Source organism: Streptococcus sp. 27098_8_51, from assembly GCF_041432205.1.
Lineage (GTDB): Bacteria > Bacillota > Bacilli > Lactobacillales > Streptococcaceae > Streptococcus.
This window is the reverse complement of sequence record NZ_JAPVZE010000001.1, coordinates 122153-143387: the sequence shown is the minus strand read 5'-3', so window position 1 is coordinate 143387 and position 21235 is coordinate 122153. Positions and strand designations below refer to the sequence as shown.

Here is a 21235-nt window from a genome sequence, read left to right as displayed (position 1 = left end):
CTTTTTTATTATTAGAGAAAAACAATAGCAGGCTCGTAATAATACAAGCCCGCACGTTATGATAGCGTTTCTTAGAAACTTTTCATCCGTAGGGCCAGGCAACTTGATGTCACAAGGCGAGAAGCTCTCACTTCTGCTTTTCTCAACTTTTATATGATACCAAGTTTTCTATTCCTTGTCAAGATAAAAAGTCAATTTTTTAAAAACTTTGTCTATTTTATCGAACCGTTTCAATTCTCCAACTATTCCATCCTTTAAAGCGGATAGCCCCTTGCTGGTCAGTTCGGTAAATCTTACTCTTGATACTTTCCAGTCGTGTCAAGGTTTCCTGATGGGGGAGTTTCGTACGATTGCGCTTTCCGACTGAAATGAGAGTAATTTGTGGTTTGATTTTTTCTAGGAAAGCTGGATTTGATGAGGTTTTAGCACCATGTTGGCCTGCTTTCAAGACATCCACCTCTAGGTCAGGATATTGCTTCAGCAAATCCTTCTCTCTTTTTTCCTCCAAATTTCCTGTGAAGAGAAAGTGCTTATCTAAGAGTTTTCCATAAAGAACCAGAGAATCATCACGATTCCCATCTCCAATCTTCCTTGGAGATAGGACTTCTAAGTAACTGCCAAAAATCGGGAAATTCTCCCCAGCTGCCACACTACGTACCTTGTTTTGACTTGCTTCTAGTTCCGCTACAAATTCCTTCTGTGTCAGACTTCCTTTTGATACTAAAATCTCTCCAACATGGAAAGCCTTGGTCACCTCCAGTAAATCACCAACATGTTCCTTGTCTGTATTGGTCAAAATCAGCTGGTCAATCTTATCTACTCCTCGACTTTTAAGATAAGGAATCAAGGTTCTCTGGGCATTGCTGGTCGTCGCCTTTTCTTGCCAAGCCTCGATTTTCTTATCAGATTCTGCCTTACCACCTACATCTATGAGAATGGTTTTACCAGTTACATCCCGTAGGAAAATACTCTCCCCTTGCCCAACATCTAGCATGGTAATTTCATTTTCAAGTGGATGCTTGGTCAAGAAAAAGAGCCCCACAATAAAAAGACTGACTCCTGCTAGTCTTTTGATGTTTTTCCTCATGTCATAGACCAATGCTAATGAAACTAACAGTAGAATCAACAGCCATGCGTTGGGTTGACCAAAGACCAGGGGCCTACTTGCCAGCTGCGATAGCAAGCGAATGACGCCCTCCAACCACTCAAAGACAAAGTTAAACTGAGTGACTGGGTAAACGAAGGACAGAATGAATAAGATGGACAAAAGCGGCAAGAAGACCACATCAAACAGAAAGGAAAAGACAAAGGTCAAAAGGATAGACCAAGGCTGAAATTCTGCAAAATAAAAGGATAGAATGGGCAATATTCCCAAAGAAATGACCAAACTTTCTCTGGCAACAGCCTTGATCCCATCGCCTTCTTTGCTGGTCATGGTCAAGATAAAAGCATAAGCGCAGGACAAGACTCCTCCTGCAGTTAGGAAAAAGTTTGGCATAATGATAAAAAGGACAAGGACCGTCAAGGCAAAATTATCCAAGCCCTTAATACCATGTTGTGCTAGTAACTTTTGCAAGAGACTGCGAATAACAGATGCTGAAAATCCTGTCAGACCTGCATAGATAAGAGAAAAGGGATAAGTTAGCCACTTCAACTTTTCTTGAGTTAAGCCCAATCGCAAGAGGAGTTTCTTAAAGGCATCCATGAAAAAGCCTACCTGCATACCCGACAAGGCAAAGAGATGGATAATTCCAAGACTGGAATAGAGCTCATTCATCTCCTCAAAGTCCGTGTCCAAATGTCCTAAAAGAAGACCTGTCATATAATTGCGCATAGGATCTGGAAAGTGCATCTTGATCCAAACTACAGCCTTTCGACGTAAACTGGACAGATTTTCTCCTATATCCCAACTGCTAATCTTTCTCATTGACTGGATACTCTTGATAGTCAAAGTTTGGTAAATCCCCTGAGTTTTCAGATAGGCTTGGTAGTCAAAGCCACCAAAATTCCTCTGACCTTCAGGCTCTGAAAGTTTTCCTTCTATCTCTATCTCGTGAAGGTCTGTTAAGGCCTGAAAGAGCTCTTTCTCCTCCTCAGACTGGAGTTTATAGTAAACTTGGAAGGTGCGACCCTCAGCCTTGCCCCGAAAGGACAGACTGTCTCCATTGACTTTGATGGTATCTGGTAAAATCCGTACCCTTTCAACAGAATCCACTAGGTTTTGATTAGCTTGTGTCTGTTGCCAAGTTTGAAACAAAAACCAAAAACCAAAAACTCCACAAAACGCTAGAACTTTACCGGCCGATTTCCAAGGAAATTGGAAAAAGAGACAGACAAGCAAAAAAACAAAACCTAGCAGTGCGAGATAGGACACTCCAAAAATGGCATAGTAAAGCCAGAGCAACAGGAAACTCAGATAGATTAGGGGGATAGGGAAATTCTTAATCCACTGTAACATAGTCTTTTAGCTTTTCTATGGTCTTAGCGCCAATACCAGAAACCTTCTTTAATTCATCAACCGACTTGAACTTGCCATTTGCCTCACGATGATCGATAATATCCTGGGCTCGTTTTCCTCCCAAGCCTTTGACCTGCTTGAGTTCTTCCAGACTAGCTTTATTTAGGTTGACCTTCTTATCTTTACTTGTCGAAGCAGTCGTTCCAGAGGCAGTCTGCTGACTCACTGCTTCTTCTCCCTTAGTTGGAACATAGACAAGAGCCTCGTCACTGACTTTCTGTGCTAGATTAAGCGACTTACTATCTGCTTCCTCTGTCAATCCACCCGCCTTCTGAACGGCATCATGAACACGACTCCCTACTGGTAAATCATAAATCCCTGGCGATTTAACAGCACCTTTGACATCTACCGTAATCAAATCTTGTTCAGGAGACTCGTCCTTTTCTTCCTTTTTCACTTCTTTGTCAGACGATGAATCCTTTGAAACAGCTGCGACTTCAGCCTGCAAATTTGATTCTTTTACAGATGTTTGTGAAGTTGGCTTTAGTAGGAAAAATCCGCCCAAGGCCAAACCTAAACCAGCACAGATGACAATGATTTTATACTCTTTAATTTTCTCGATAATTGCTTCCATATTTTCTCCTCTCTTAAGTTATTCGCAAGAGAAAGAAAAAACAGCTGAAAAATCTTTTCACCTGCTTATTTATTTGCAAAATAGTCTTCCTTGGTCAAGACATAATGAACTCTTGTGATAATTCGACCTGGTTCTTTATTATCCATTCTGGCATAGGGTTCTTCGTGGGAAAAACGCATACCTGATTTCTCCATGACCTTGCCAGATGCGGGATTGTCTTTGTCATGAAGAGCGGTCAACTTGTTCATTCCAATCTTCTCAAAAGCCAGTTCAATCACGGCACGATTGGCTTCTGTCGTCAATCCTTGATTCCAATACTTTTTATTGATAATGTATCCAATAGCTGCTTTTTTGAGAATGGGATCAATCTTGTGCAAGTCAATAGTTCCGATAAACTGACCAGTGCTTTTTAGTTCGATTCCCCAACGGCCCAAGGGATTAGCCAAGTAAAACTGAGCAATGTTATTCTTAGTTTCTTCTAAGCTTTGATTTGTTGGAAAAGTATAGCGTGTATTTTCTCTGTCTGAAGCATACTCAAACATAGCTTCTGCATCGTCCAAGGTTACAGGTCGGAGCAATAAACGCTCCGTTTCTATAGATGGATACTGGGCAAATTTCACAAATATTGATTCCATACTTTTTCTCCATTAGAGCTTGATTCTCACTAGTCTAGCATAAATAAATTTGGATGACAAGTTTTTCTTGATTTTTGAAGCGGTTTCATATACAATAAAACCATCACATTTTTGATCTATGAACTTAAATGTGACAACTAAAACAAGACCGTCAATTGAAAGGTAGGTTATCTCTATGTTAATCGGAATCCCAAAAGAAATTAAAAATAATGAAAACCGTGTTGCCCTCACTCCTGCTGGCGTCCACAGTTTAGTCAGTCGTGGACATCGTGTCCTCATTGAAACAAATGCTGGTCTCGGTTCAGGATTTACTGATGCAGACTATCAAAAGCAAGGAGCTGTGATTGTCGCTACTGCTGCTGAAGCCTGGGCTGCCGAGTTGGTCGTGAAAGTAAAAGAACCACTAGCTTCTGAATATGCTTATTTGCGCGACGATCTTCTTCTCTTCACCTACTTGCACATGGCCGCTGCTCCAGAATTAGCAGATGCTATGCTAGCAGCAAAAACAACAGGAGTTGCCTATGAAACTGTTCGTGATAATCAAGGACAACTACCACTCCTCGTTCCTATGAGTGAGGTTGCTGGTCGTATGGCTGTTCAAATCGGAGCCCACTTCCTTACTAAGCAAGCTGGTGGTTCTGGTGTCCTACTAGGTGGTGTACCAGGCGTTCCAAAAGGAAAAGTAACTATCATCGGTGGTGGTGTCGTCGGTACACATGCTGCCCGCATTGCCCTTGGTCTTGGTGCTCAAGTGACTATTTTAGATATCAGCGCTAAGCGTCTCTCGGTTCTAGAAGAAGTCTTTGGAAACCAAATTCAAACTCTTATGTCTAATTCATTCAACATCGAAGCAAGTGTGAGAGATGCTGATGTGGTGATTGGTGCAGTTCTCATCCCTGGTGCCAAAGCACCGAAATTGGTGACAGATGAGATGGTCAAACAAATGCGTCCAGGCTCTGTCATCGTTGATGTTGCCGTTGACCAAGGTGGCGTTATCGAGACAGCTGACCGTGTGACAACGCACGATGAACCTGTCTATGAAAAATACGGTGTTCTCCACTATGCCGTTGCCAATATCCCTGGTGCAGTTGCTCGTACCTCTACTATCGCCCTAACCAATGTCACTCTTCCTTATATCGAAGCTCTGGCTGGCAAAGGATTCGCACAAGCAATTGCTGAAGATGAAGGCTTGCGTCAAGGTGTGACCACTTATAAAGGTTACTTAACCAGCCTCCCAGTTGCTCAAGGACTCGATAAAGATCATACTTCTATCAACGAACTTGTTTAAAGCTATACACTCATTAAAAAAGAGCAGTTCAAATTGAACTGCTCTTTTGCTATTCTGTTTCTTGGTTCTTTTCTTCAACCTTAACTGGAGCCGGTTCATAAGCTCGGATAATCTGAGCGACAACTGGATGGCGAACCACATCCTTGGCTGAAAAATGAACAAAGTCGATTTGGTGAATGTTCTTGAGCTTTTCTTGAGCATCAATCAAACCGGACTTAACATTACGTGGCAGGTCAATCTGGCTGATATCTCCATTGACAATCATCTTCGAATTAAAGCCTAAACGAGTCAAGAACATCTTCATCTGCATGATGGTCGTATTTTGTGCCTCATCGAGAATGACAAAGGCATCATCCAAAGTCCGGCCACGCATATAGGCAAGGGGCGCGATTTCGATAATCTCACGCTCCATGAGACGGGTCGTTTGGTCTTTCCCGAGAATCTGATACAAGGCATCATAAACTGGTCGAAGATAAGGATCGACCTTCTCCTTGAGATCACCCGGAAGAAATCCTAGACTCTCACCTGCTTCCACTGCTGGACGAGTAAGGATAATCCGCTTGACCTGCCCGCGTTTAAGGGCAGTCACTGCCAAGGTCACTGCAAGAAAGGTCTTCCCTGTCCCTGCAGGTCCGATTCCAAAGGTCACATCATGCTGTTTGACACTGTCCACATAAAGCTTTTGACCCAAGGTTTTGACACGAATTGGTTTCCCAGTATTGTCCTTGATAATTTCTTCTTCGTAAAGGGCGACAAACTTGTCGATTTCATCGTTTTTGACCATGCTAATCGCAGTCACCACATCTGGCGTGCCGACTGTCATTCCACGATTTACCAAGACCATCAAAGCCTGAATAACCTGACGGGCTTCCTCACAGGCAGACTCTTCTCCGATAACCTGGACAATCTCCGTACGAGCATGAATCACCACATCGAGCTCTTCTTCCATCAAACGAAGATGGCGCTCATTGGAACCAAAAAGATGGAACAAGTCATCTGGATGACTCAGTTGAATGTCTATTGAATGTTCCTTCAAATAAAGAACCTCTCTAATCCGTTTATTTCTTTTTATTATAGCAAAGAGAACAATAAAATACTAGCCTCATCTCATTGTCTCTAGTGTTCTAAGTATTCTTGCCAGATGGCGTCAAAGTCTCCTAGGTTAAAAGAGAAGCTGGCATGCTCCTCCAAAAAGCGACTCACCTCATCAAAATCATCCGTGTGTTTTGGAAAGGCTGACTCCTCAAAAGCGAGGTCTGCCAAGATGGCTTTGGGACTGTTACTTTTAGAATTGCGCTCGGTCATGAGCCAAGTGTAAAATGATTTTCTCAATTCTTTCTCCTATCAAGACTTTTTTTGATGAAACTTTTCTGATTTTTAAAAATTACTGGACTTAGCCTCTGAAACGTAGTGGTTTATAAAATCCGTTTTCGCATCAGTATAGGCGTCTCGATTGTGTTCAAATTGTTTCCACAAACTGAGTTTTAATTCCTGATACGCTTGGGCAATATCTGGATGCTGGCAGAGATAATCTCTAAAATAAATCTCGTCATGATCTCCCGTCATTCGCAAATGTAGATGAAAAACTTTCTCAGCAAATCCCTGCTCTGTATATCCTTTATTTAGCGAAATCCTGTTAGGACTCTCCGACATCACTAGCCACCCATTCTTCACCAATAAATCCCTAACTCTTGCTAAATCCTCTATTCTACCTACTTCTAACAGAATATCAACGATATTTTTGGCCCAAATATTAGGGATAACAGTGCTACCGATATGTTCTATTCTTTTAATAACATTGGCACCCAATATTTTTTTCAGATTTGCTTTTTCCGATTCATACCAGTCTTTCCACTCTGACTTGTGCTCTACTAGAAAAATAGGAAAAAGTTGCCAGAGTTCCTCTAAACTCATTTCTTCAAGTTTCTTTTTCATGTCTATAAGGCCTAAATCAACTCTGTACCAAACTGGTCTTGCTTGATTTTGCCAGCCTTCATCAAACCACCGAGTGCTTTCTTGAACTGACCTTTAGAAATGCCAAAGGTTGCTTTGATGTCCTCAGGGGATGACTTATCATTCAAGGTCATAAATCCGCCATTGCTTTCCAAGTAGGTCAAAATCATCTGGGCATCATTTTCCAACATTTCAAAGGAACGTGGTTTGAGGGAGAGGTTCAAAGTACGATCCACTTCACGGAAACCAATGACACGCACATCTAACACTTGCCCCAAACGTGGCTCTGCGTAGCGCTCACTTGGGTGAATGAAACCAAGCATGTTATTCTCTGGCAGGTAAACAAAAGTTCCCGATAGCTTGAGGCGGTAAACAATGGCTGGCCAGTTTTGGTTCTGCATGTTGTTGTAGGCAGGACGAGCCAAACGTTGGAAGTCTTCCTGATAAGCCAAAACTCCCCAGATACGATCTTTCTTGTCTACTTCTAGACGGATGTAGAGTTTGTCGCCCTTCTTGGGCCAGAGCTCTTTTAGTTCAGGTAGGATATCCAGTGACACTACGATTTCTTTATCAGGTAGACCGTTATCGACAAAAACACCCAAGTCCTTACGAACTTCTGTTACGGTTCCCCAACCAAATTGGTCCTGAGTGGCAGTCACTTCTAGAGTGGTCAGACGGAGTTTTTGCTTCATATCCGTGTAGGCAAAACCTTTGACCGAATCCCCTACCGTATGCTGACCTTCTTCCTTGGCAAGGGCGTAAGTCTGACCATCCTTTTGCACAAAGTAAAAACGGTCATTTTCATCGATGATGAGTCCAACGATAAAACTTGCAAGATTTGTATTCATATTTCCTTCTTTCGAATAAAACTCAGCCAGCAATGCCAACTGAGTTTTTCTGTTTATTTTTAGACTTCCAAGATTTCTTTTTCTTTATTGGCAGTCATGTCGTCGATGTGTTTCACAGCATCGTCTGTTACTTTTTGAATATCTTTTTCAAGAGTCTTCAATTCGTCTTCAGTGATTTCTTTTGCTTTTTCTTGTTTTTTAGCTTCATCCATAGCATCACGGCGGATATTGCGGACAGCCACTTTAGCATTTTCACCGACCTTCTTCACTTCTTTAGCAAGGTCACGACGAGTCTCTTCTGTAAGAGCTGGGATAACCAAGCGGATCACAGAACCGTCATTAGCTGGTGTAATACCAAGATCAGAAGCGTTCAAGGCACGTTCGATGTCTTTCAATGAAGACTTGTCAAATGGTGTTACCAACAAAACACGCGCTTCTGGAATAGTAATTGAAGCGATTTGGTTAAGAGGAGTTTCGACTCCATAGTATTCTACATGGATACGGTCTAGCAAGCTTGCGTTGGCACGACCGGCACGGATACCACCAAATTCACGAGCAAGTGATTGGTGAGACTGGGTCATTCTTTCTTTAGCTTTTTCTACAATTGCATTAGCCATAATTTTCTTATTCCTTTTCTTCGATATTGTTTGAAACTGTTGTTCCGATATTTTCACCAAATACGACACGTTTGATGTTGCCTGGTTGGTTCATGTTAAAGACAACCAAGTCAATGTCGTTGTCCATAGAGAGGGTCGAAGCTGTTGAGTCCATGATACGAAGACCTTTATTGATAACATCACGGTGGGTCAATTCTTCAAACTTAACAGCTGTCTTGTCTTTCTTAGGATCGGCATTGTAAACACCGTCTACGCCATTTTTAGCCATAAGGATGGCATCTGCTTCAATTTCAGCTGCACGAAGGGCTGCTGTTGTATCTGTTGAGAAGTAAGGTGAACCAATCCCAGCACCAAAGATAACGATACGACCCTTTTCAAGGTGGCGAAGGGCACGTCCACGTACGTAAGGTTCTGCCACTTGTTGCATAGCAATGGCAGTTTGCACACGCGTATCGACACCAACTTGTTGCAATGAATCTGCCATTACAAGAGCATTCATCACGGTCCCAAGCATTCCAGTGTAATCTGCCTGAACACGGTCCATTCCTGCTTCTGCAGCAGGTTCTCCACGCCAGAGATTTCCTCCACCAATAACAAGGGCAATTTCGATACCTAAGCTATGAACTTCTTGAATCTCTTTTGCGATTGTTTGAACTGTTTGGATATCAATCCCTACGCCACGTTCACCGGCAAGGGCCTCACCTGATAACTTGATTAAAATACGTTTATACTTGGGGTTCGCCATTTTTACTCTCCTTTTTTTATCCTACCTATTTTATCACAATTTCTAAGATTTTTATAGTATCATGAGCAATTCTTTGAAAAAAATTAGACAGTTAAAAATTCCTCTAAGTCGGTAAGAGCACGCTCTGCAATTTTTTCATAACGAGCCTTCTTATCACGGATACGCTCGCCTTCCAATTCCTTGATAATCCCGAAATTGACGTTCATTGGTTGGAAATGTTTGCTATCAGCGTGAGTGATGTAATGAGCCAGACTTCCAATCGCTGTGGTCTCTGGGAAGATAGCTTCACTTTCACCCTTAAAGAGACGAGCTGCGTTAATACCTGCAACCAAGCCTGAAGCTGCTGACTCAACATAGCCTTCTACACCCGTCATTTGACCAGCAAAGAAGAGGTTGGGTTGTTTCTTAGAACGGTAAGTCTGCTCGAGAAGATTTGGTGAATCCATGTAAGAATTGCGGTGCATGACCCCATAACGGACAAACTCCGCATTTTCAAGACCTGGAATCATTTGGAAGACACGCTTTTGTTCTCCCCATTTGAGGTGGGTTTGGAAACCAACGATATTGTAGAGGCTACCAGCCGCATTGTCCTGACGAAGCTGGACAACTGCATACGGTGTTTTGAACTCCCCGTCACGAGGGCCTGTATAATCGTCTGGATACTCCAAACCGACTGGCTTCATCGGACCATAAAGCATGGTTTTAATGCCACGCTTAGCCATGACTTCGATAGGCATACAACCTTCAAAGTACTTTTCTTTTTCAAACGAATTGAGCGGGGCTTCTTCCGCATTGATCAATGCTTCATGGAAATCCATAAATTCTTGCTTGGTCATAGGGGCATTGAGGTAGGCTGCTTCTCCCTTGTCATAACGAGACTTGAGATAGACCTTGCTCATATCGATGGTATTGACATCGATAATCGGCGCCGCCGCATCGTAGAAATAGAAACCATCACCGTCATTAAGGGCATGAATCTTTTCAGCTAGGGCATCGCTGGTTAAAGGACCAGTAGCGACAACTGTAATAACATCAGTCGGCAATTCTGTAATTTCATCACGAACCACTTCAATCAAGGGGTGATTAGCCACTTTTTCAGTCACCATTTGAGAGAAACCATCACGGTCCACCGCAAGGGCTCCACCAGCAGGAACACGTGTAGCTTCAGCAGATTCCAAGATAACAGAACCCAAGCGACGCATTTCTTCCTTGAGAAGCCCAACTGCATTGGTCAAAGCATCCCCACGTAAGGAATTGGAACAAACCAATTCAGCAAAATTGTCTGTTTTGTGCTGAGGTGTTGACTTGACCCCACGCATTTCATAAAGTTTAACTGGAATACCGCGTTCTGCGATTTGGTAAGCTGCTTCAGAACCTGCCAAACCAGCACCGATAACATTGATATAAGATTGAGACACGACACTAATACCTCTTTGGGTGGAACCTAAGTTCATATCAAAACAAGCTACTAGACTGTTTGACACCCACAAATCTTTCTAATTTTTCTTCTACTAGTATAACAAAAAAAGGGAAGATGGCAAACTTCCCTGTTTAGTCATTTTCTTGATTTTCTTCCCATTCGTGGTAGGCAGCGTAGAGTTGGCTTTTATTCCACTGGTAGAGTTTCGCAACTTCCTTAATGGCTTGATTTTTCTTCATGCCTTGCTGGATACGAGATTGGATTTCTGAAAACAAGTCCTCCTCGTCCTTTTCCTCCACATCCTGACTTGCGCCTTTAACGATGAGAAGGCATTCACCCTTGAGTGGCGTTTCAGCAATACTTTCTAGTAGCTCTGAAATCTTTCCTCGTTGGTATTCTTCATAGATTTTGGTCAATTCCCTGACCAAGACTACCGAGCGGTCACCGTAGACTTCTAGCATATTTTCCAATGTATCTGATACACGGTGGGGCGATTCGTAGAAAATCTGAGTTTCTGGGTAATCTTTTTTTAAGTCGAAAAATTGCTTTTGCTGGCCTGATTTTCTCGGTAAGAAACCGTAAAAGATATGTGGTTGTGGAGCTAAACCACTGGCAATCAAAGCAGAAATCCCTGCAGAGGCACCCGGAACTGTCACTACTGCAATTTCTTCCTCAATAGCTGCCTTAACCAAATCATGACCAGGGTCCGAGATACTAGGCAGACCCGCATCGGATACCTGAGCAATACTTTGTCCTGCTTTCAAGAAACCAATCAAATCAGGAATTTTTTCCTTGGCATTGTGCTCGTGAAAACTAATCTGCTTGGTGGAAATGTCAAAATGCTTGAGCAAAAGTCCTGTATTGCGCGTGTCCTCAGCTGCAATCCAGTCCACTTCTTTCAAGGTCTGAATGGCACGAAAGGTCATGTCATCTAGATTGCCAATCGGCGTTGCTACTAGGTAAAGCTTGCCATAGGGAGATTGTCCCTTAAAACTTTTTTGAATCTGCATGCCTACTCCCTGTACAACAACTCGTCACAGAACATACATTCCTCGTCCTGCTCTCGGCGTTGTCCATAAAAATCATTACATACGTGAAAACCGTCTTTATAGATCCGACGGACGCTTTCACGAACATGCTTGGCCTTGACGGGAGTATCTGCTTCCACCTCGCCCAAGCGTTCGCGCAACTTACTATTTTCCAAGCGAAGAGCTGTATTTTCCTCTACCAGGCTCTTGAGATTTTTCTTGATGGCTTCCACATCGGCCAAGGTCACCAGTAACTGTTGGGAAAAATCGTCCAGCGCGTCAAATAATTCTTTTTTATCCATAAACCAGCCCTTTCCTTTCTTTATCCTTCATTGAGTTTATATTTCTTTCAAAACCAGATATTCCATGGCATTTTGAAAGCTGACATTAGCTTGCCACATTTTTCTAGCTTCTAGCAAATCTTGTAGAATCTGTCGAATCCTTGCTTGCAAGAGATCCTGCCCACAGAGAATTTCGAGGATTCGCAAGACCTGATCTTGTTTTTCCTTGTCATCTGCCAAGCTGGCTAATTTCGCAACTTGGAGATAACTTTCTTTTTTCTTGGCTACTAACCAAGTCAGAAGACGCTCACTTTCATCCACCAAGGTCCAAAAACTTGCTTGATTTACCAACTTTTCAGCTTCAGCTCGTGATTGACTAAACAGGGCTAAGAGAGTCGCTTTTTTCTTGACCAGACCTGCTTGTTCTAATTGATGGATGAGCTTTTCTTCTTGCTTTTTAAAGTTGAAAATCTGGGTCCGACTACGGATTGTCGGCAAGATTTTTTCCTCATCACTAGTTAAGAAGAAAATGTAAACTTCACTCTGGGGTTCTTCGATGACCTTAAGCAGAGAGTTGGCTGCGTTGGGATGCATTTTTTCCGCCTGCTCGATAATAAAGACCTGTTGCTGGCTTTCAATCCCTGCTTGGGAAAACTGACCCACCAATTCTCGAATCCGTTCTGTCTTGATGGCCTGATTGACTGGCTTAATCAAGGTAACATCGGGAAATTCTTCCTGCTCAATCAGCTTGCAGTTTCGGCATTTCTCACACGGTAGAACGCCTACCTTATCCCTACAAAAGAGGTTCTTAGCCAAAAACTGCGCCATTTCCAAGCTACCAAAGAAACCTGAAAAGAGATAGGCGTGATTGAGCTGGTCTTGTTCTAGGATACGGACAAAGCGGTCAAACTGGTCTGGTTGCCAAGCCTTTAGTTGTTCTTGTTTCATTTTGCCAATCCCATTCTCTCAAACAAGACTGCCTTGGTAGCTTCCACAACTTGCTCCAAGGGAAGACTCGCATCAATCTTGACAATGCGATTTCCTTCTTTGTCCAGAAGAGAAAGGTAACCTTGACGAACTTTTTTGTGCAAGTCCAAACCTTCCAAGTCCAAACGATTGACCTCCCGATCACTATTAGCAGCAATGCGAGCCAGTCCTTCTTCCACCTCAATGTCAAAATAGAGTGTCAAGTCGGGTTTGAGGCCATCTGTCGCAAAGTGATTGAGCCAATCAATGGCATCAATATCCAATCCACGGCCAAATCCCTGATAAGCAACGGAACTATCGATGAAGCGGTCCATAATGACCAACTTACCAGCTTCAAGAGCAGGGAGAACTTTTTCCACCAAGTGCTGTCTGCGACTTGCGATATAGAGAAGAAGCTCTGTTTTAGAATCCATCTGAGTATGACTTGGGTCCAAAATCACTTGACGAATCTTCTCCCCAATCAAGACTCCACCTGGCTCACGGGTCGTCAGTACCTCTACTCCTTTTTCCTCTAAAATGGGGAGTAGAGCCTCTAAAACACTGGTCTTTCCTGCTCCCTCTGGTCCCTCAAGAGAGACTAAAAATCCTTTTGACATGTCTAACTCATTTCTTTTTTTCTACCTTCTATTCTATCAAAAAAATAGGTTTTTGTGACAATCTTTTTGTGTCTTCTCCATTCAATCGACCATAAAAGAGGCTGGGAGTCATCCAACCTCTTATTTACCTAGTTCTTGTGTTCGTTTGTAGGCTTGATGAACTGCGTCCATGACTGTACCTCTAAAGGCATGTTCTTCCAGACTTGCTACACCAACGATAGTCGAACCTCCTGGGCTACAAACTTGGTCTTTCAATACTCCAGGATGTTGTTGACTTTCAAGAACCATTTGTCCAGCTCCAACTACTGTTTGGGCTGCCATTTTCAAAGCCGTTTCTCGTGGCAATCCTGTCTGTACACCTGCATCTGCCAAAGCCTCGATAAAGAGATAGACAAAAGCTGGTCCACAACCAGCAAGACCTGTCGCCGCATCGATTAAGCCATCCCCCAGCTCAACCAAGAGACCGGCCTTGGCCAATAATTGACAAAAGAGTTCCCTGTCCTCAGCACGACAGTTTGCTGATAAAGCGTAACTAATCACTCCTTGACCGATAGCCACTGGAGTATTAGGCATGATGCGAACAATCCGGTGGTGACTTGGCAGAAGATTCGCTAGTTTTTCTAAAGTCAATCCAGCTGCCATGGAAATCAAAAGAAGGCTCTCTCGTTTTTCAAGAATGGTCTGGTATTGAGCAAGCAGTTCAGAAAACTGGGCTGGTTTAACTCCTAGAAAAATCACATCTGCTTCTGCAAAAATTTCTTCATTACTGGAAGCCTGACCGCCAAAGTTGGCAATGAAAGCATCTACTTTTGCTTGACTACGATTGGCAAGGAGAATCTGAGCACCCGTCTTGGCCTGCAACACAGCCTTAGCCAAACTAGCACCCATATTCCCCAAACCGATAAATCCAATCTTCATCTCTTACTCCCTTATCTGTCCGTCACCAGTAACCACATACTTGTAGCTGGTCAACTCTTTCAAGCCCATAGGCCCACGCGCATGTAATTTCTGAGTAGAAATCCCCATCTCACATCCAAGTCCAAACTGGCCCCCGTCAGTGAAACGCGTTGAGGCATTGACATAAACCGCTGCTGAGTCCACTTGATCTGTAAAGTAAGCTGCAGCTTCAGCATTTTCCGTCACAATGGCATCCGAATGATGGGTACTGTGAGCTTCAATATGCTCAACTGCTTCTTCTAAACTGCTCACAACCTTAACCGCTAGGATGTAATCTAAAAACTCAGTGTCAAAGTCTTGGGCCTCAGCTGCTCGACCTGAAAGAGACTGACTTGCTGTGCTATCCAAACGAAATTGAATTGGTTCCAGTCCAGCTTCCTTACGCTCTGCAACCAGAACTTGTTCCAAGCGAGGAAGGAAGCTTGCTGCCTTGGCTTCATGAACCAGCAAGACCTCCATGGCATTGCAGACAGAAGGACGACTGGTTTTGGCATTGTTGATGATAGACAGAGCCTTGTCTTCGTCTGCATCCTTATCTACATAGACATGGACAATTCCAGTTCCTGTCTCAATAACAGGCACGATAGCATTTTCAACCACGGCATTGATCAAACCAGCGCCTCCACGAGGTATGAGAAGGTCTAGATAACCCTTGGCCTTCATCATGGCATAGCTACTTTCACGGCTAGTATCTTCCACCAGTTGAATCACCTCTGGATGAATGGTCGTTGTCTCTAAGCCCTTCTTTAAGGCTGTGACAATAGCATGAGCAGTTTGGTAGGCGTCCTTACCACTACGAAGAACGACCGCATTGCCACTTTTGAGAGCCAAAGCAGCCGCATCAGATGTCACATTTGGACGACTTTCATAGATAATCCCAATAACCCCCATGGCCACACGCTTCTTGGTAATAACCAAGCCATTTTCAAGCTGACTTGTTTCTAGGACTTCGCCGATAGGATCTGGTAAAGCAACCACTTCACGAATCCCTCTTGCCATCGCTTCTATACGTCCCTCATCCAAATAAAGACGATCTAGCATAACATCTGAGATTTTCCCCTTGGCCGCTTCCATATCGAGGGCATTGGCCGCTAAAATCTCCTCAGTAGCAGCCAATAACTGATCAGCCATAGCTAGCAAGGCTTGGTTTTTCACTGCTTCACTAGCAGTATTGATTGATTTCTTAACAGCCTGTACCTGTTCAAATTGTTCTTGTGTACTTACCATCGTTCACCTCTAAAATTCTGTAAAGAGCAGCTGGATTTCAGGAGTGATGGAAATCCAGTCATCACGGTGAATCAAGACTCCCTTAGCTTTTTGAGAACGGAGCATATCTTCTAGGGCTGAGACGCCAAATTGGACACGTCCCTTTCCAAGAGATTGACCTGTTTCTTTATCTGCTACTGTGACAATATCGTGGTAAGAGAAGTTTCCTTCCACTTCTACCACACCCGATAAAAGGAGACTTTTCCCGTTTTTTGAAAGTGCCTCTGCAGCTCCACCATCTACCCAAATCGTTCCCTGACTTTGAGCATAGAAGGCCAGCCATTGTTTCTGGGTACGAAGTCCCTTCTCTTGCGCAACAAAGAAGGAACCATCCTTGGTCTCCTCCGCTGCCTCGATCAAGGCATCTGATTTCAAGGAAGAGCAAATATAGACTGGCACCCCTGACTCCGTCGCAATCGTAGCAGCCTTGATTTTGGTCAGCATACCCCCAGTACCGTTTGACGAACCTGCCCCACCAGACATATCAATAATCTCACGATTGATAGTCTCGATTTTCTCCAAACGTTTGGCTGTTGGATCTGAGTTGGGATTGCCAGTATAGAGACCGTCCACATCGGTCAAGAGAACTAAAAGGTCTGCTTGAACCATCGCCGCTACCTGGGCACTCAGAGTGTCATTGTCCCCGACCTTGAGCTCATCAATAACGACACTGTCATTCTCGTTGATGATGGGAATGGCACCACGATGGAGCAATACAGACAAGGCCTGATGGGCATTTTTATAACGGCGCTTATCCACAAAATCATCCTGGGTCAGCAAGATTTGTGCAGAAACGATCTGGCGCATGAGGAGGTTGGTTGTGTATTCCTCCAACAAAAGTCCCTGACCAACTGCAGCCGAAGCTTGTTTATCTGCAATCTTGGTCGGACGCTTTTTAAATCCTAAGGCTCCAAAACCAGCGGCAACTGCCCCAGATGACACTAAAATCAACTCATGTCCAGCCTCATGCAACATAGCCAATTGCTGGGTAATTGCCTTTACTTTACTTCTTGATAAACTCCCGTCTTCATTTGTTAAGGAGGAGGTCCCCACCTTAAAGACGATTCGTTTGTACTTCATATTCTCACTCCGATTCTTCATATTTATCCATTATAACATGAATACTTTAAAATAGAAAAGACTTGAAATGAAAAAGGTTGAGACAAGGCATCTCAACTCTTTTATCTATTCTCAGTTTTACGCAATCTTTCCAGCGTTTCTTTAAAAATCTCTGGAATATCTGCTGTGAATTCCAAGGTTTCACCTGTTCTCGGATGGGTAAAACCTAGAGTCTTAGCATGGAGAAACTGTCCTTGTCCTTTCAAAGTCTTACGAGGACCATAGACTTCATCACCAGCGACTGGATGGCCAATATAAGCCATATGAACACGGATTTGGTGGGTACGTCCTGTTTCCAGTTGCAACTCCACTAAGCTATAATCACCAAAACGTTCCAAAACGTGGAAACGCGTCACTGCCGGCTTCCCTTTAGCAGTCACAGCCTGTTTCTTACGGTCTTTTTCACTACGACCAATTGGCGCTTCAATCACACCACGATCATTGGGAAGATTGCCATGAACAATCGCCCAGTATTTGCGGAGAGACTTCTTGTCCTTAAGTTCTTGAGCAAGTGCTAGATGCGCCTCATCATTCTTAGCAATCATGAGGAGACCCGACGTGTCCTTGTCAATGCGGTGAACGATACCCGGCCGGAGAACACCATTGATACCTGACAAGTCCTTGATATGGTACATGAGGGCATTGACCAAGGTTCCGCTAGTATGACCAGCACTCGGATGCACCACCATCCCCTGAGGTTTGTTAACAACGGCTACATCCTCATCTTGGTAAATGATATCTAGCGGAATATCTTCAGCCACATACTCTAAAACCTCCGGTTCTGGCACATGGTAGGTGACGATATCCCCCTCTTGGACAGTGTATTTTGCTTTCTTGACTAGCCCATTAACCAAAACTTGTCCAGCCTTGATTTGTTCATTCGCGAGACTGCGTGACAATTCTGTCAGATCTGACAAAGCCTTGTCTAGACGTTGCCCACCAGTTTCAATTTTTATTTCCATTTACTTCCTCTTTAAGCATTGCAATCAATAAAACAATCACACCAACTGTCAAATAGCTGTCAGCAACATTGAAAATCGCAAAGTTGATAAAGTCTAGGTGAAACATATCCACCACAAAACCTTGACTCATTCTGTCGATAAAGTTACCCAGACCTCCCGCGATTATCAAAGTCAGTCCAAAAACTAACCAGAGAGAATCCTCCATGTGTTTATGTAGATACCAAATGGCTCCTACCATGACGACCAATGTAATGACAGCAAATAACCACTGCTGATCTTGCAGCATGGAGAAGGCTGCTCCTCTATTTTGCAGGTAGGTCAAGCTAACGAGATTGGGTATCCACGAACGCACTTCACCCAGTGGAATCTGCTGGACAACATAATTTTTGACCAACTGATCCAGCCCAATCAAAAGCAGTACAATGACTGCTACTATTCCTCTTTTTTTCATGATTTCCTCTTTTGATCAAAATATTCTTGCATAACCTCAACGAAAAGAGTCCCAGCTTGGCTAAGCTCCACCTCTTCCCGTTTGACGTAGACCATGCGATTATCTAGATTATCCTTGAGACGAATGACTGTGATGCCATTGACACTGTCACTATCTAAAAATCCTGAACCTGTCGCATAGGCATCCGTCCGCTCCAAAATACCATTCAAAGTAGCACGGTCGGTCACATTAAACATCTGCGAGCTCGCGCTGGTGTCGACAAAGTTCTCTGAATAGTATAGATACTCATCCTTTTCCTGAGTAAAACGAACCGTTGGTAAATCCGCTAAATCCTCCATGACCAATTCCTCTTTCTGTGCTAAAGGATGCCCTTCACGAAGATAAATGTGAGTCTGGAAAGGAATTAGTTCAATAACTTCTAAACCAAGCTTTTCAACCCGTTGCATGATGCCCTTTTTATTTTGATTGTTGAGGTAGATAATCCCAATCTCACTGTGTCCTTGAGCTACTTCGTCTAATATTTGAACTGTGGTAGACTCAAAAATACGAAAGTTCTTATAATCAGGATAACGTTCTGAAAAGGCCGTAATCGTTGGTGGTAAGAAGTCATAGTGCTGACTGGCAATGGAAAATTCATCCTTTTCTTCCTCAGGATTGGCATACTGATTTTGAAAAACATCAAATCCTTTGACCAACTCCTGCGCTTTTTCATAAAATTCCATACCACGACGGGTCAAAAACGTTCCCGAACTCGTCCGACGGAAAATCTTAAACCCCAGCTCTTTTTCCAAATCGCGCACAGAAATAGACAGACTTGGCTGACTAACATACATCTTTTCAGCAGCTTCACGGAAAGTACCACTATTGGCAATGGCCACAACATAGCGTAATTGTTGAATGTTCATCTTTTACCCCCAACTTCTCTATCTGTTCATTATACCATATTTTAGAAGTTTTCCACCTAGGAAAAATAATGTCGCTCACAAAATTCATCTACACTAGTAACAAAAAATTGTGGGTATCAAAACAAAAAAAGGCTCTCCGAAAACTCGGAAAGCCTTATTTTATGCTACTTCTAGCTTCCTCGCCTTTCATTTCAAGGCTCGGGATAAAAAGGTTCACTGAACCTTTTTATTTAGCGATTGGGTAAACAGAAACTTGTTTTTTATCGCGTCCTTTACGTTCAAAGCGTACTACGCCTTCAACTTTAGCGAACAAAGTATCGTCCCCACCACGTCCAACGTTTACACCTGGATAGATATGTGTACCACGTTGACGGTAAAGGATTGATCCACCTGTTACAGTTTGTCCGTCGGCTGCTTTAGCTCCAAGACGTTTCGCTTGTGAATCACGTCCGTTTGATGTAGAACCTCCACCTTTTTTGTGGGCGAAAAGTTGCAAGTTGTTAAGAGTCATTTTTAACATAATGTTTTCCTCCGTGTTAGTTTTCTGTGATAACTCTGGTTTGGACGAACTCAGAAGAGTTCTCCGATAAGTTTGCCATACCTAAGAAAAATGATTCGAAGAATAACTGGGTCATTTCTCTCTGGTGTGAAGGAAGATCCGCTGGTATATCAACCTTTAGATAGCCACCTTCATCTTCGTTTAATTCTAAGATTGGTTCATAGCCTGCAAATTTCTCAATGGAATTGACAAAGTTAATGGCAAGCGTAGAAACCGATGCACACACGACATCTAAGCCGTATTCGCCACTTTCGGCGTGTCCAGTAATTTCCGCACTCCTCAGCTCGCCATCTTCGGCTCTCTCAAAGACTGCTTGTATCATGTGTTCTCCTTAAAATTAAGCGTTGATCGCGTTGATGACAACTTTTGTATATGGTTGACGGTGACCTTGTTTACGGTGGCTACCTTTTTTAGGTTTGTACTTATAAGTAACAACTTTCTTTTGTTTTCCTTGTTTTTCAACAGTTCCAACTACAGTAGCTCCAGCAACAAGTGGAGTTCCGACAACAGTGTTTTCACCACCAACAAGAACAACTTCGTTAAAAGTAACTTCTTGACCAGCTTCAACGTTCAATTTTTCAACGTAAACTGCTTGACCAACTTCAACTTTAACTTGTTTTCCGCCAGTTTTGATAATTGCGTATGTGCTCATTATGCACCTCCTATGATTTTTAGGGTTTCCCCGTATTTTTGTGAAGACTCGCCTAGCATCGTGGGACGAACCACTTTATACTCACTATGTGAGCAACGATGTTCGTGCGGTTGCACAGGATTGTGCATAGTCAACTCTTCAAGTATAGCATATCTTCTTTTTTCTTACAAGCGAAATCAATCAAATTTAAGCTTTTTCTTTCCCTTTTTTTCTCCAAGAAGCAAAAAGCATACTGAAGTAAAAGATACTCATCATAAGAGGAACACCTAGAATTGTCTTCTCCTGATAGTAAATCGTCAAATAAGCTGAAAAAACAACTCCGAAGACAAAACTGCTAAGCAAGCTAACAAAAATCAAGCCCTCTCGTAGAAAAGGCGTATGCTTGGTCCGGAAATAATCTCCAAAGGCCAACATGGTACGTTTGATATTCCCTGTCATAAAAGCATTATTATAGGCGATACCCGAAACTTCTCCAAAGGCTGTTGTCACCAGTCCCATACAAAACGCTAAGGGTGGAACTAGGTAGATATTGTCTACTGACAAGGGAACAAAACCAATGATTATGGATAAGACCGCGAGTGGTATCAAGGACAAAATCGGCTTTTTAACAATTCGAAGTTTTTCCTTATACAATGTCAGAAAAAAGACACCCATCATAAAGGACAACAAGGTCATTACTTTAGCACTGGCGTCCGAGACATTCTGCTGAATGAGTCCTACAGAAAGAAAAACCACATTCCCAGTTTGTCCAGCCACAAGGGTGTTTCCTCGCACGATAAAGGTATAGGCATCGACATATCCTGCACAAAAAGTCAAAAAAAGCGCTAGTCTCTTAGACTGACGTGATATTTTTCTTATTGGTAATAATCTCATT

Annotated in this window: 25 protein-coding genes, 1 pseudogene and 2 other annotated features; of the genes and pseudogenes, 2 read left to right on the top strand and 24 right to left on the bottom strand. The window is 43.0% G+C overall.

The features are described from left to right. Positions 1–13: 13 nt before the first annotated feature. Positions 14–145, bottom strand: a sequence feature (ribosomal protein L20 leader region). A 72-nt stretch (positions 146–217) separates the two neighbouring features. From O3622_RS00695 to O3622_RS00685, 3 genes are all read right to left on the bottom strand, one after another. Then, positions 218–2458: a DNA internalization-related competence protein ComEC/Rec2 gene (locus tag O3622_RS00695; RefSeq protein WP_049518528.1), complete on the bottom strand. Its 2241-nt coding sequence runs from the start codon at positions 2456–2458 to the stop codon at positions 218–220. Further along, the gene (locus tag O3622_RS00690; protein WP_371606887.1) at positions 2442–3092 is read right to left on the bottom strand and encodes a helix-hairpin-helix domain-containing protein; all 651 of its coding nucleotides are present in this window, start codon (positions 3090–3092) and stop codon (positions 2442–2444) included. The genes O3622_RS00695 and O3622_RS00690 overlap by 17 nt, the downstream gene beginning before the upstream one ends. 65 nt (positions 3093–3157) lie before the next feature. Then, positions 3158–3727 carry a GNAT family N-acetyltransferase gene (locus O3622_RS00685; RefSeq protein ID WP_084880596.1) on the bottom strand — a complete coding sequence of 190 codons (570 nt, stop codon included), beginning with the start codon at positions 3725–3727 and terminating at the stop codon, positions 3158–3160. Positions 3728–3902: 175 nt separating this feature from the next. Here O3622_RS00685 and ald point away from each other — a divergent pair, with 175 nt between their 5' ends. Next, positions 3903–5015: an alanine dehydrogenase gene (gene ald / locus O3622_RS00680; protein ID WP_371606886.1), complete on the top strand. Its 1113-nt coding sequence runs from the start codon at positions 3903–3905 to the stop codon at positions 5013–5015. A 49-nt stretch (positions 5016–5064) separates the two neighbouring features. On the opposite strand, the gene O3622_RS00675 is transcribed toward ald, so the two are convergent. The 17 genes from O3622_RS00675 to O3622_RS00595 form a co-directional block, all read right to left on the bottom strand. Beyond that, positions 5065–6051 (bottom strand): PhoH family protein, encoded by a 987-nt coding sequence (locus tag O3622_RS00675; RefSeq protein ID WP_000658168.1) that lies wholly within the window; start codon positions 6049–6051, stop codon positions 5065–5067. Between the two features lie 80 nt (positions 6052–6131). Continuing rightward, the gene (locus O3622_RS00670) at positions 6132–6347 is read right to left on the bottom strand and encodes a YozE family protein (RefSeq protein ID WP_095726103.1); all 216 of its coding nucleotides are present in this window, start codon (positions 6345–6347) and stop codon (positions 6132–6134) included. Between the two features lie 45 nt (positions 6348–6392). Continuing rightward, on the bottom strand, positions 6393–6950 hold the full coding sequence (locus O3622_RS00665; protein ID WP_371606885.1) for a GrpB family protein: 558 nt from the start codon (positions 6948–6950) through the stop codon (positions 6393–6395). Positions 6951–6961: 11 nt separating this feature from the next. Next, complete coding sequence (gene cvfB / locus O3622_RS00660) at positions 6962–7816, bottom strand: RNA-binding virulence regulatory protein CvfB (protein ID WP_371606884.1); 855 nt, start codon at positions 7814–7816, stop codon at positions 6962–6964. Positions 7817–7875: 59 nt separating this feature from the next. Further along, entirely contained in the window at positions 7876–8433 is a 558-nt protein-coding gene (gene frr, locus O3622_RS00655) for a ribosome recycling factor (protein WP_001262235.1), read from the bottom strand. A 7-nt stretch (positions 8434–8440) separates the two neighbouring features. Then, positions 8441–9178, bottom strand: a complete 738-nt coding sequence (gene pyrH, locus O3622_RS00650) for a UMP kinase (RefSeq protein ID WP_000002996.1) — start codon at positions 9176–9178, stop codon at positions 8441–8443. Positions 9179–9261: 83 nt separating this feature from the next. Beyond that, positions 9262–10596 carry a methylenetetrahydrofolate--tRNA-(uracil(54)-C(5))-methyltransferase (FADH(2)-oxidizing) TrmFO gene (gene trmFO, locus O3622_RS00645; RefSeq protein WP_000083706.1) on the bottom strand — a complete coding sequence of 445 codons (1335 nt, stop codon included), beginning with the start codon at positions 10594–10596 and terminating at the stop codon, positions 9262–9264. A 133-nt stretch (positions 10597–10729) separates the two neighbouring features. Next, positions 10730–11608 (bottom strand): 16S rRNA (cytidine(1402)-2'-O)-methyltransferase, encoded by an 879-nt coding sequence (gene rsmI, locus O3622_RS00640; RefSeq protein WP_001166866.1) that lies wholly within the window; start codon positions 11606–11608, stop codon positions 10730–10732. 2 nt (positions 11609–11610) lie between these two features. Beyond that, on the bottom strand, positions 11611–11928 hold the full coding sequence (yabA, locus tag O3622_RS00635; RefSeq protein WP_000358229.1) for a DNA replication initiation control protein YabA: 318 nt from the start codon (positions 11926–11928) through the stop codon (positions 11611–11613). Positions 11929–11964: 36 nt separating this feature from the next. Then, on the bottom strand, positions 11965–12855 hold the full coding sequence (locus O3622_RS00630) for a DNA polymerase III subunit delta' (RefSeq protein WP_371606883.1): 891 nt from the start codon (positions 12853–12855) through the stop codon (positions 11965–11967). Then, the gene (tmk, locus tag O3622_RS00625; RefSeq protein ID WP_371606882.1) at positions 12852–13490 is read right to left on the bottom strand and encodes a dTMP kinase; all 639 of its coding nucleotides are present in this window, start codon (positions 13488–13490) and stop codon (positions 12852–12854) included. The genes O3622_RS00630 and tmk overlap by 4 nt, the downstream gene beginning before the upstream one ends. A gap of 120 nt (positions 13491–13610) precedes the next feature. Then, positions 13611–14408: a pyrroline-5-carboxylate reductase gene (gene proC, locus O3622_RS00620; protein WP_371606881.1), complete on the bottom strand. Its 798-nt coding sequence runs from the start codon at positions 14406–14408 to the stop codon at positions 13611–13613. A gap of 3 nt (positions 14409–14411) precedes the next feature. After that, positions 14412–15674: a glutamate-5-semialdehyde dehydrogenase gene (locus O3622_RS00615; RefSeq protein WP_371606880.1), complete on the bottom strand. Its 1263-nt coding sequence runs from the start codon at positions 15672–15674 to the stop codon at positions 14412–14414. Positions 15675–15683: 9 nt separating this feature from the next. Beyond that, entirely contained in the window at positions 15684–16793 is a 1110-nt protein-coding gene (gene proB / locus O3622_RS00610; RefSeq protein ID WP_371606879.1) for a glutamate 5-kinase, read from the bottom strand. A gap of 101 nt (positions 16794–16894) precedes the next feature. Then, positions 16895–17794, bottom strand: coding sequence for an RluA family pseudouridine synthase (locus O3622_RS00605; protein ID WP_000403219.1), 900 nt, complete (start codon positions 17792–17794; stop codon positions 16895–16897). Further along, positions 17778–18245 (bottom strand): signal peptidase II, encoded by a 468-nt coding sequence (lspA, locus tag O3622_RS00600; protein WP_000745683.1) that lies wholly within the window; start codon positions 18243–18245, stop codon positions 17778–17780. The genes O3622_RS00605 and lspA overlap by 17 nt, the downstream gene beginning before the upstream one ends. After that, complete coding sequence (locus tag O3622_RS00595) at positions 18242–19150, bottom strand: LysR family transcriptional regulator (protein ID WP_001025717.1); 909 nt, start codon at positions 19148–19150, stop codon at positions 18242–18244. Before O3622_RS00595 ends, lspA begins: the two co-directional genes overlap by 4 nt. Between O3622_RS00595 and O3622_RS00590 the strand changes: the two are divergent. Next, positions 19143–19214 (top strand): annotated as a pseudogene (locus tag O3622_RS00590) (AraC family transcriptional regulator); the annotation flags it as partial. The gene O3622_RS00595 and the pseudogene O3622_RS00590 overlap by 8 nt on opposite strands. A gap of 162 nt (positions 19215–19376) precedes the next feature. Here the strand turns inward: O3622_RS00590 and rpmA are convergent. From rpmA to O3622_RS00570, 4 genes are all read right to left on the bottom strand, one after another. Then, on the bottom strand, positions 19377–19670 hold the full coding sequence (gene rpmA / locus O3622_RS00585; RefSeq protein WP_000916509.1) for a 50S ribosomal protein L27: 294 nt from the start codon (positions 19668–19670) through the stop codon (positions 19377–19379). Between the two features lie 16 nt (positions 19671–19686). Further along, a complete protein-coding gene (locus O3622_RS00580; protein WP_000613704.1) occupies positions 19687–20031 on the bottom strand; it encodes a ribosomal-processing cysteine protease Prp in 345 nt (114 codons plus the stop codon). 15 nt (positions 20032–20046) lie between these two features. Beyond that, positions 20047–20361, bottom strand: a complete 315-nt coding sequence (gene rplU, locus O3622_RS00575; protein WP_000109141.1) for a 50S ribosomal protein L21 — start codon at positions 20359–20361, stop codon at positions 20047–20049. Between the two features lie 34 nt (positions 20362–20395). Next, positions 20396–20483: a sequence feature (ribosomal protein L21 leader region), on the bottom strand. A gap of 64 nt (positions 20484–20547) precedes the next feature. Then, positions 20548–21234, bottom strand: a complete 687-nt coding sequence (locus O3622_RS00570; RefSeq protein ID WP_009013492.1) for a YoaK family protein — start codon at positions 21232–21234, stop codon at positions 20548–20550. Between the last annotated feature and the right edge of the window lies 1 nt (position 21235).